At 65.6% G+C, this 10,491-nt stretch carries 7 protein-coding genes and 1 pseudogene; 7 read left to right on the top strand and 1 reads right to left on the bottom strand.

The genetic code is table 11. The features are described 5' to 3' along the window. The 7 genes and pseudogenes from SO139_RS05645 to SO139_RS05615 all read left to right on the top strand — a co-directional run. Positions 1-218: pseudogene (locus SO139_RS05645) on the top strand (polysaccharide deacetylase family protein); the annotation flags it as partial. A gap of 7 nt (positions 219-225) precedes the next feature. Continuing rightward, entirely contained in the window at positions 226-882 is a 657-nt protein-coding gene (locus SO139_RS05640) for an aspartate/glutamate racemase family protein (RefSeq protein WP_498539768.1), read from the top strand. A gap of 10 nt (positions 883-892) precedes the next feature. Continuing rightward, positions 893-2,212: a dihydroorotase gene (locus SO139_RS05635; protein WP_498539767.1), complete on the top strand. Its 1,320-nt coding sequence runs from the start codon at positions 893-895 to the stop codon at positions 2,210-2,212. A 12-nt stretch (positions 2,213-2,224) separates the two neighbouring features. Then, positions 2,225-3,808, top strand: coding sequence for an ABC transporter substrate-binding protein (locus tag SO139_RS05630; protein ID WP_498539766.1), 1,584 nt, complete (start codon positions 2,225-2,227; stop codon positions 3,806-3,808). After that, complete coding sequence (locus SO139_RS05625; protein ID WP_498539765.1) at positions 3,805-5,178, top strand: amidohydrolase family protein; 1,374 nt, start codon at positions 3,805-3,807, stop codon at positions 5,176-5,178. The genes SO139_RS05630 and SO139_RS05625 overlap by 4 nt, the downstream gene beginning before the upstream one ends. Positions 5,179-5,305: 127 nt before the next feature. Further along, the gene (locus SO139_RS05620; protein WP_498539764.1) at positions 5,306-7,390 is read left to right on the top strand and encodes a hydantoinase/oxoprolinase family protein; all 2,085 of its coding nucleotides are present in this window, start codon (positions 5,306-5,308) and stop codon (positions 7,388-7,390) included. A gap of 2 nt (positions 7,391-7,392) precedes the next feature. Then, a complete protein-coding gene (locus tag SO139_RS05615) occupies positions 7,393-9,057 on the top strand; it encodes a hydantoinase B/oxoprolinase family protein (RefSeq protein ID WP_498539763.1) in 1,665 nt (554 codons plus the stop codon). Between the two features lie 8 nt (positions 9,058-9,065). Here the strand turns inward: SO139_RS05615 and SO139_RS05610 are convergent, their stop codons facing one another. Continuing rightward, on the bottom strand, positions 9,066-10,394 hold the full coding sequence (locus SO139_RS05610) for a dicarboxylate/amino acid:cation symporter (RefSeq protein ID WP_498539762.1): 1,329 nt from the start codon (positions 10,392-10,394) through the stop codon (positions 9,066-9,068). Between the last annotated feature and the right edge of the window lie 97 nt (positions 10,395-10,491).

Genomic DNA, 10,491 nt, shown 5'->3' with positions numbered 1-10,491 from the left:
AGCACGTGCTCTCGATCTGGAAGGACGAGCTCGACGAGATCCGCGACTGGGGCGCGATGGTCACCACCGTGCTGCATCCGCAATGCAGCGGACGTCCCATGCGACTTCGTCTGTTGCGCGAATTTTTGACCTACGCAAAATCCTGTCCGGACCTCTGGATCACGACCGGCGAGGCCATCGCCGCCAACTTCCAGCGCCATGAGGCTGCCAAGCGTTGAGCCAAGCATGACCCGCCGTCGCATCCTCACGATCAACCCGAACTCGTCCGCGGCGGTCACGGCGGCGATCGACGAAGCCGTCGCGCCACTGCGGATTCCCGGCGGGCCCGAGATCGTGGTGGTGGGCTTGCCCGAAGGCCCGCCCAGCATCACCTCGCAGCGCGACGCCGACAGTGTCGTGATGCCGCTCGTCAATCGCGTCGCGCGCGAGGATGCCGATGCCTTCGTGCTTGCCTGCTTCAGCGATCCCGGCCTGCACGCGGTGCGCGAGGCGGCCGGCGGCCGCCCGGTGATGGGCATTGCCGAATGGGGCATCTTGCGCGCGCTGACGCTCGGCGAGCGCTTTGGCATCATCGCGCTATCGCCGCAAAGCATTCGCCGCCAGCAGCGCATGGTGCGGCAGATGGGGGTGGACGGTCGCTATGCCGGAAGCTGGTCGGTCGGCGCGAGCGCGGCGGAAACGGCGAGCGCCGATATCCGTGGACGCCTGATCGAGGCGGGCCGCGCGCTTGTCACGCAAGTCCGCGCCGATGTCGTCGTGATGGGTTGCGCAGGCATGGCCTCGCATCGCGCCGCGATCGAGGACGCGATCGGCGTTCCCGTGGTCGAGCCGGCGCAGCAGGCGGTCGCTGCGGCGATCGGCGCGGTGTTGTTGAAAGCATGAAGGGCGAACGATGCATTTTGATCTCCTGATCCGGAACGGCACCTGCGTCACGCCCTGGGGCGAGGACGCAGCCCACGTCGGCATCTCCGGCGGGCGCATTGCGACGCTATCCGCGACTCCGGCCGACACGGCCGATCAGGCCATCGACGCCAGCGGCCTTCACGTCCTGCCCGGCCTGATCGACAGCCACGTCCATCTGCGCGATCCTGGCGACGCGACGGTGGAAACGCTCGGCACCGGCACGCGTGCCGCCGTGCTCGGCGGCATCGCCACGCTGTTCGACATGCCCAACACCAATCCGCCGATCGTAGATCAGGAGCGGCTCGACTGGAAACGCGGTTACGCGGAAGCGCAGAGTTATTGCGACATCGGCCTCTACATCGCCGGCGCCAAGACCAATATCGGCGAGCTCGCGCATCTCGAAAGCGAGACCGGCGTATGCGCCATCAAGGTGTTCGCCGGCTCGTCCACGGCGTCGCTGCTGGTCGAGGACGACGAGCATCTGGAAAAGTTGATGCGAGCAGGGCGTCGCCGCATCGCCTATCACAGCGAGGACGAGTATCGCCTCCAGGCGCGCAAGCCGATGTTTTCGCGCGGCATGCCGCATCGCTCGCACATGGAGTGGCGCGACGAGGAATGCGCCTTCCTCGGCACCCGCCGCCTGATGGCGCTGGCGCGCAAGACCGGTCGTCCGGCGCACATCCTCCATGTCTCCACGGCGGAGGAGCTGAACTATTTGCGCGACTATCGCGATGTCGCGACCGTGGAGGTGCTGGTCAACCATCTGACGCAGGTGGCGCCGGAATGCTACGATACGCTGAAGGGATTTGGCGTGATGAACCCGCCGATCCGCGGCGAGCGGCATCGAGAGGCGAGTTGGGCCGCCGTGCGCGACGGCATCGCCGACACCATCGGCAGCGATCACGCGCCGCATTCGCGCGCCGCCAAGGAATTGCCCTGGCCGGATTGCCCGGCGGGACTGACCGGTGTGCAGACACTCGTTCCAGTCATGCTCGATCACGTCAATGCCGGCCGGCTCTCGCTGTCGCGGATGGTCGATCTGATGGCCGCCGGGCCTGCGCGGGTCTACGGCCTCGTCGGGAAGGGACGGCTGGCTGCAGGTTACGACGCCGATTTCACGCTGGTCGACATGAAGGCGAAGCGCACCATCGAGGATTCCTGGATCGTCTCTCCCTGTGGCTGGACACCGTTCGCGGGCAAGAAGATCACGGGCTGGCCCGTTGCCACCATCGTGCGCGGCCACGCCGTCATGCGCGACGATGAGGTGCAGGGTGCGCCGATCGGCCGTCTCGCGCGCTTTGCGTCATAGGAGTCTTGTTCGATGCCGATCTCTCGCCGCTCCCTGCTCAAGGCCGCAGCCGCAGCGCCGGCACTGTCGCTGCCGGGGATCTTGCGCGCCGAGGAGCAGACCACGCTGCGCTTCATCCCGGTGATCGATCTCGCCTTCGTCGACCCGATCTATTCGACCGCGCAGGTGTCGCGCAACCACGGCTTCATGGTCTACGACACGCTCTACGGCATGAGCGCCTCGCTCCAGGTCTCGCCGCAGATGCTGTCGGGTCATGTCATCTCCAATGACGGGCTCCAGTGGGACCTGACTTTGCGCGACGGCCTGCTCTGGCACGATGGCGAGCGCGTGCTGGCGCGCGATTGCGTCGCGAGCATCCGCCGGTGGGCGGCGCGTGACGGCTTTGGCGGCGAGCTGATGGAGGCGACCGAGGAGCTGTCGGCTGCCGACGACCGTACCATCTGCTTCCGTTTCAAGCATCCGTTTCCGCTATTGCCGCAAGCGCTCGGCAAGGCCGCGATCAACGCCTGCTTCATGATGCCGGAGCGTCTGGCGAGCCAGGATCCGTTCAAGCCGTTGACGGAGGTGATCGGCAGTGGGCCGTTCCGCTATCTCGCCGACGAGCGCGTACAGGGCGCGCGCAACGCCTATGCCCGGTTCGACCGCTACCAGCCGCGCAGCGACGGCAAGCCGGATTGGACCGCCGGCCCCAAGATCGTGCACTACGACCGCGTGGTCTGGACCACGACGCCGGACGCCGGCACCGGCGTCGCGGCGCTCCAGACCGGCGAGCAGGATTGGCAGGAAACGACGCCGCACGATCTGTTGCCGGTGATCAAGGCGGCGGGCGACATCGAAACGCGCGTGCTTGATCCGCGTGGCTACACCTGCATGCTGCGGCTCAATCATCTCCAGCCGCCGTTCGACAATCCCGCGGTTCGCCGCGCATTGCTGGGCGCGATCGACCAGTCGTCGTTCATGACGGCGGTTGCGGGTATCGATCCGGCCTATCAGGTGTCGCCGATCGGCTTCTTTGCTCCTGGCACGCCGATGGCGAGCGAGGTCGGGCTCGACGTCTTCCGCGGTCCGCGCGACTACGCCAAGGTCAAGGCGGAGCTGAAGGCCGCCGGCTACAATGGCGAGAAGATCGTGCTGCTTGTGCCAACCAATTCGCTCGCGCAGCGTCCCCTCGGTGAGATCGCCGCCGACACGTTGCGCAAGGCTGGCATGAACGTCGAATACGCTGCGCTCGATTTCGCAGTCGTGCTGCAACGGCAGTTGAAGAAGGAGCCGCTTCCGCAGGGCGGCTGGAGTGCTGCGGTTGGCAACTGGCAAGGCATCGACTGGCTCAATCCGGCGGGGAATACCAATTTGCGCGGCGAAGGCAAGGTCGCCGGCTGGTACAAGAGCGAGAAGATGGGCGCTCTTCGCAGCGCGTGGCTTGCTGCCTCTGAGCTCGCCGAGCAGCAGCGCATCTGCCGCCAGATCCAGGCGCTGGCCTTCGAGGAAATCCCTTATTTGCCGATCGGCCTGTACAAGCAGCCGACCGCCTACCGCAAGAACATCACCGGCATTCTCGACGGCACCGCCGTCTTCTGGAACGTACGCCCCGCATGAGTACGATCGCGATCTTCGGCAGCTATGTCTTGGCACGCAAGGACGGCGCGCAAGATGTCTTGCGCGATCATTGGGTCCTGGTCGAGGGCAAGAGGATCGCCACGGTCACGCGCGACAAGCCGAGCGCCGATCAGGTCTATGACCGTCCCGGTCGTTTCATCCTGCCGGGCCTGTTGAACCTGCATAATCACTGCTTCAGTGAGGCGGTGGCGCGCAGCCACACCGAGGACGGCAACGGCCGTCGCAACAATCAGAGCATCGTCTACACCGTGCTCCTGCCGCTAACCAAGCGCGGCGCCGACCTGTTGTCGCCGGAAGAGCGTCTGGCCGTCGCGCGGCTCGGCATTCTCCAGCTCCTGAAGGGCGGCGCCACCACCGTGATGGAGCCGTTCCGCAACTCCATTCCGGAGATGTTCGATGCCGCCGAGGAGATGGGCATCCGTTTCTACGGCGCGCCCTACCTGTTTTCGACATCGGACGCCAAGGCCGGTCCCGACGGTGTGGTCCGTTATGCCGGCGACGACGGGGCGGCTGATATGGCGACCTGGGACGCGCTCTATCAGCGCTGGAACGGCCGTGGCGAGGGGCGCATTGGCCTTGCGATGAGCCCGCACGCGACCGACACCTGCGGGCCCGATCTGTTGAAAGCCTGTGCTGCAAGGGCGCGCGAGCTTGGTGTTCCCATCACGACCCACCTGGCCCAGAGCCGCGCCGAGGTCGAGACCATCGGCAAGCGCTATGGCGGTCGCACGCCGGCGGAATATCTGGACTGGTTGGGGCTGCTCGCGCCCGATCTTTTGGCCGCGCACTGCATCGCCAGCACCGATGACGACCTCAAGCTGATGGCCGCGCGCGGCGCGACCGTGCTGAACTGCCCGCGCGTGTTCGCGCGCGCCGGCGTGACTGCGGCATTCAGCCGCTTCGCCAGCCATGGCGTCCGCACCGTGGTCGGCACCGACGGCTATAACATGGACCTGCTCGGCGAGCTCAACGCCGCCTCGCTCATCTCCAAGACGTCGTCGCAACGCGCCGATGTCGCGAATTCTCCCGAGCTGATCGAGTCGATCACGACAACCGCTGCCGACATCATCAAGCGGCCCGATCTCGGCCGGATTGCGCCGGACGCGACCGCCGATCTCACCGTCGTCGATCTCACCCACCCGCATTTGCAGCCGCTCTTCGATGTCAGGCGCGCATTGGTCGCGCTCGCCAACCGCGCCAATATCGACCAGGTCGTGATCGACGGTCGCGTGCTCATCGATGCTGGCCGCTACGTTCATGGCAATGAGGCCGCGATCACCGCGCAAGGCGCAGCCGCGATCGGGAAGATCTGGGATCTGCCGGAGGCGCAGGCGGCATTCAACGGCTGAGCCGCGCGCATCCTTGGCTATCGCATAGGTGTCCGGCAAAATCGCAGAGCGCATTGCCATCGGTCGAGTCGATGGCATACAAATTGCTCAACACTTGAGCCTGTCGATCAGCACGGAGACATCTGGAATGCGTGAGGGAGCCGAAGTGCGGCTTGCCGTCGATATCGGAGGAACGTTCACCGACATCGTGCTGGATGTGGGACAGGATCGCAGGACGCGAAAAGTGCTGACGACGCCGACGCGTCCCGAGCAGGCGGTGCTCGACGGCATCCGTCTCATTCTCACCGACGCGCATGCGCATATCAGCGATATCGACGTGTTCATTCACGGCACGACGCTGGCGACCAATGCCATTATCGAGCGCCGTGGCGCCAAGACCGCGCTGATCGCGACCGACGGCTTTCGCGACGTGCTCGATATCGGCACCGAGAGCCGCTATGATCAATACGATCTCACCATCGACAAGCCGAAACCGCTGGCGCCGCGTTCGCTGCGCTTCACCGTTCCCGAACGCGTCGATGCGCATGGCGCGGTGCGGCTGCCGCTGGATGAGGCTGCGGTGCGTGCGCTGGTGCCGCAATTGCGTGCGCTGAAGGTCGAGAGCGTCGCGATCGCCTTCCTGCACTCCTACGCCAATCCCGAGCATGAGCGGCGCACGGCCGCGATTCTCGAGCAGGAAATGCCCGGCATCTCCGTGACGATGTCTTCGGCGGTCTGCCCCGAGATCCGCGAGTATGAGCGCACCTCGACCGCGGTCGCCAATGCCTATGTGCAGCCTTTGATCGACGGCTACCTCGCGCGCATGGCCGAGGCGCTGGCGGTCGAGCAGTTTCGCGGCGCGATCTATCTCGTGACCTCCGGCGGCGGCGTCACCTCGATCGAGACGGCGCGGCGCTTTCCGGTGCGTCTCGTCGAATCCGGTCCCGCGGGCGGCGCGATCTTCGCAGCGCAGATCGCGGCACGACTTGGCGAGAGCAGGGTGCTCTCCTTCGACATGGGTGGCACCACGGCAAAAATCTGCCTGATCGAGAAGTATCAGCCGGAGACCTCGCGGGTGTTCGAGGTCGATCGCGCCGCGCGCTTTTTGAAAGGTTCGGGCCTGCCGGTGCGCATTCCCGTGATCGAGATGGTCGAGATTGGCGCCGGCGGCGGCTCGATCGCGCGGATCGATGCCATGAAGCGCGTCACCGTCGGTCCCGAGAGCGCATCATCTGAGCCGGGCCCGGCCTGCTATGGCCGCGGCGGCACGCGTCCCGCGGTGACCGATGCGGACGTCGCGCTCGGCATGATCGATCCCGACGCCTTTGCCGGCGGCACGATCAAGCTCGATCCCGAGCTATCGAAACAGGCGTTGCTGCACGACGTCGGCGAGGCCTTGGGCCTGTCAGCGGAGAATGCCGCCTACGCAGTGCACGAGGTCGTCTGCGAGAACATGGCGAGCGCGGCGCGCGTGCATGCGGTCGAGCGTGGCGCCGTGGTCGGCCAGCATACGCTGATCGCCTTCGGCGGCGCCGCGCCGCTGCATGCGGCGCGCGTTGCCGAGAAGATCGGTGTCTCCCGGGTGATCGTGCCGTCCAACGCCGGCGTCGGCTCGGCCGTCGGATTTCTGGCCGCACCCATTGCCTATGAGCTGGTGCGCAGCCGACATGTCCGGCTCGACGATTTCGATATCGCGGCGGTCTCGAGCCTCATGCAGGAGATGGCGACCGAGGCGCGGGCGCTGGTCGAGCCCGGCGCTGCCGGCGCGCCGGTGCGCGAGCGCCGCGCCGCCTTCATGCGCTATGTCGGCCAGGGCCACGAGATCACGGTCGAGCTGCCGAACCGGCCGTTGACCGCGGCCGATCTCGCCGGCTTGCGAAAAACCTTCGAGGCGGATTATGCCGCGATGTTCGAGCGCCCGATCCCGGGCGCTGCGATCGAGGTGCTGAGCTGGTCGGTGCTTGCGACCACCGAGCCGCGCAATCCACCAGTCGTCGATGGCGTCGCGCGCAAGCCGGCCGGCAAAGCATCCGGGAGCCGCAAATTCTACGACGGAAGGGCGGGGCGCCTGGTCGAAATTCCCTTGTACCGCCGCGAGGACATGGAGCTAGGGGCGACCATCGCCGGCCCTGCCGTGATCGCGGAAGACGAGACCTCGACATTCGTCTCGACGAGCTTTGACGCCCACATCGACGGTGCCGGCAGCATCGTCATGGAACGAAAGGCGGCGTGATCATGGATAATGCAAGCACAAGCCTGATTGATCTTCAGATCATGTGGCACCGATTGATCGCGGTGGTCGAGGAGCAGGCGCAGGTGCTGCTGCGCACCGCCTTCAGCCCGATCGTGCGCGAATGCGGCGATCTCTCCGCCGGCGTGTTCGATCTTAGCGGCCGCATGCTGGCGCAGGCCGTGACGGGCACGCCGGGTCACGTCAACTCGATGGCGGAATCGGTCAAGCACTTCATCGCGCATTTCCCGCTGGAGACGATGAAGGAGGGCGACGCCTACATCACCAACGATCCCTGGATGGGCACCGGCCACCTCAACGACTTCGTCGTCACCACGCCCTGCTTCAAGAACGGCAAGCTGGTCGCGCTGTTCTCCTGCACCAGCCATCTGATGGACATCGGAGGCATCGGCTTCGGGCCTGACGCGACCGACGTCTTCATGGAGGGGCTGTACATCCCCATGCTGAAGCTGATCGACCAGGGCGTCGTCAACGAGACGCTGATGGCGATGATCCGCACCAACACGCGGCTGCCGATCGACACTGAGGGCGACACCTATTCGCTCGCCGGCTGCAACGATGTCGGCTGCGAGCGCCTGGTCGAGATGATGACCGAGTTCGGCATCGACACGCTCGATGAACTTGGCGACTACATCTGCGAGCGCTCACGCGAGGCCGTGCTCGCCGAGATCGCAAAGCTGCCGAAGGGAAGCTGGCGCAACACCATGATCGTCGACGGCTATGATGCGCCGGTGGCGCTATCGGCAATGCTGACGATCTCGGAGAACGGCATTCATGTCGATTTCACCGGCACTTCGCCGGCCTCGAAGTTCGGCATCAACGTGCCGCTCTCCTACACCACCGCCTACACTGTGTTCGGCCTTGGCTGCGTCGTCGCCTCGGAGATCCCCAACAATGCCGGATCGCTCTCGCCGCTGACTGTGTCGGCGCCATCAGGCGCGATCCTCAATGCGCCAAAACCTGCGCCGGTGGCTTCGCGCCACGTGATCGGCCAGATGCTGCCCGACGTCGTGTTCGGTTGCCTGCGCCAGATCATCCCGGAGCGCGTGCCGGCCGAAGGCACCTCATGCCTGTGGAATCTCAACGTGCGCGGACAGACGCGTTCCGGCGCTGGCGGAAATTACGGGTTCTCGATGGCGGTGACCAGCAATGGCGGCACTGGCGCGCGTTTCGCCAAGGACGGGCTGTCGGCGACCGCCTATCCCAGCGGCGTGCGCGGCACGCCGGTCGAGATTGCAGAGACGCAGACGCCGCTGATCTTCTGGCGCAAGGAGCTGCGCCCGGATTCCGGCGGCGCGGGCCGCACCCGTGGCGGTCTCGGCCAGATCATCGAGGTCGGCAGCGGCGTTGACGCGCCGTTCGACATTCTGGCGGCATTCGACCGCATTGATCATCCGCCGCGCGGCCGCGATGGCGGCCGTGACGGCGAGGCGGGCTATGTCGGATTGAAGTCCGGCAAGAGGATGCGCGGCAAGGGCTTTCAGCAGGTGCCGCCGGAGGATCGCCTCGTCGTGCTGACGCCGGGCGGTGCCGGCATCGGCGATCCTCGGGAGCGCGAACGCGCGGCCGTCAAGGACGACGTTGAAAGCGGTCTTGTGTCTGCCGAGAACGCGGCTGCGATCTACGGGCTCGCCGAAATCACATCGTGATCTGGGTCTCAGGCCCCGCCACCAGGCTCCAGCGCTTCGCCCATCTCCAGCGGATGGGCCATGGTCTCGTGCAGCGCGGTGCGATCGAGTTCGCCCTCGGACATGCTGATCACGACGCAGGCGACACCGTTGCCAATCAGATTGGTCAGCGCGCGGCACTCGCTCATGAATTTGTCGATGCCGACCAGGATCGCGATCGACTGCACAGGGATATCGGGCACGATGGAGAGCGTCGCCGCCAGCGTGATGAAGCCGGCGCCGGTCACGCCCGAGGCGCCCTTGGATGTGATCATGGCGATGCCCAAAATGCCGAGCTCCTGCCAGATCGTGAGGTTGGTGTTGGTCGCCTGGGCCAGGAACAGCGTCGCCAGCGTCATGTAGATGTTGGTGCCGTCGAGGTTGAAGCTGTAACCGGTCGGAATGACGAGTCCGACCACCGAGCGCGAAGCGCCGAGGTGCTCCATCTTCTGGATCATCTGCGGCAGCACCGTTTCCGATGACGAGGTGCCGAGCACGATCAAGAGCTCGTCCTTGATGTAGGCGATGAAACGCAGGATCGAGAAGCCTGCGACCCGCGCGATCGCGCCGAGCACGATCAGCACGAACAGGATGCTGGTGAGATAGAACGTACCGATCAGCGCCACGAGGTTGAGCAGCGATCCGAGGCCATAGGCCCCCACGGTGAATGCCATCGCGCCGAACGCGCCGATCGGGGCGACGCGCACGACGATGCGGATGATGCCGAAGAACATCTTTGCGGCCTTGTCGATGGCGTCGACGATCGGCTCGCCGGCCTTGCCGAGGAACGCGATGGAAAACCCCGACAGGATCGAGATCAGCAGCACCTGGAGGATGTCGCCGCGCGCGATCGCGCCGACATAGCTGTCCGGGATGATCGCCATCAGATGGGCGACGATGCCCTCTTCCTTGGCCTTGGTGACGTAGGTCGCCACTGACTTCGGATCGATCGTGGAGGGATCGATGTTGAATCCGTGCCCCGGCTGGAGCACCTCGCCGACGAGCAGGCCGACCGCGAGCGCCACGGTGGAGACGGTCTCGAAATAGATCAGCGCCTTCAGCCCGACCCGGCCGACCCGCTTGAGGTCGCCCATCGAGGAGATGCCATGCACCACGGTGCAGAAGATCACCGGCGCGATCATCATCTTGATCAGCGCGATGAAGCCGTCACCGAGCGGCTTCAACTCCTTGCCGAGGTCGGGATTGAAATAGCCGACCAGGATTCCCAGCGCGATCGCGATCAGCACCTGGACGTAGAGGATCTTGTACCAGGGTTGATGACGACGATGGGCGGCGGGCGGAATCGCAACGGGTGTCATGGGTACCCCGGATTGCATTGCAGGTCGGCGCCCTTTCATCATGGGCCGTCCGGGGCAGGGCCGACAATCACAATTTCGTCGGCGCGGGGGCCGCAGC

The organism is Bradyrhizobium sp. UFLA05-89 (assembly GCF_059803475.1).
Note: the sequence above shows the minus strand (reverse complement) of the source record. Positions and strands in the feature narration are given on the sequence as shown.

What these genes read in the sequence shown, in the direction of transcription:
- SO139_RS05640 (WP_498539768.1), top strand. Translation starts at nt 226, where the DNA reads ATGACCCGCCGTCGCATCCTCACGATCAACCCGAACTCGTCCGCGGCG.
- SO139_RS05635 (WP_498539767.1), top strand. Translation starts at nt 893, where the DNA reads ATGCATTTTGATCTCCTGATCCGGAACGGCACCTGCGTCACGCCCTGG.
- SO139_RS05630 (WP_498539766.1), top strand. Translation starts at nt 2,225, where the DNA reads ATGCCGATCTCTCGCCGCTCCCTGCTCAAGGCCGCAGCCGCAGCGCCG.
- SO139_RS05625 (WP_498539765.1), top strand. Translation starts at nt 3,805, where the DNA reads ATGAGTACGATCGCGATCTTCGGCAGCTATGTCTTGGCACGCAAGGAC.
- SO139_RS05620 (WP_498539764.1), top strand. Translation starts at nt 5,306, where the DNA reads ATGCGTGAGGGAGCCGAAGTGCGGCTTGCCGTCGATATCGGAGGAACG.
- SO139_RS05615 (WP_498539763.1), top strand. Translation starts at nt 7,393, where the DNA reads ATGGATAATGCAAGCACAAGCCTGATTGATCTTCAGATCATGTGGCAC.
- SO139_RS05610 (WP_498539762.1), bottom strand. Translation starts at nt 10,394, where the DNA reads ATGACACCCGTTGCGATTCCGCCCGCCGCCCATCGTCGTCATCAACCC.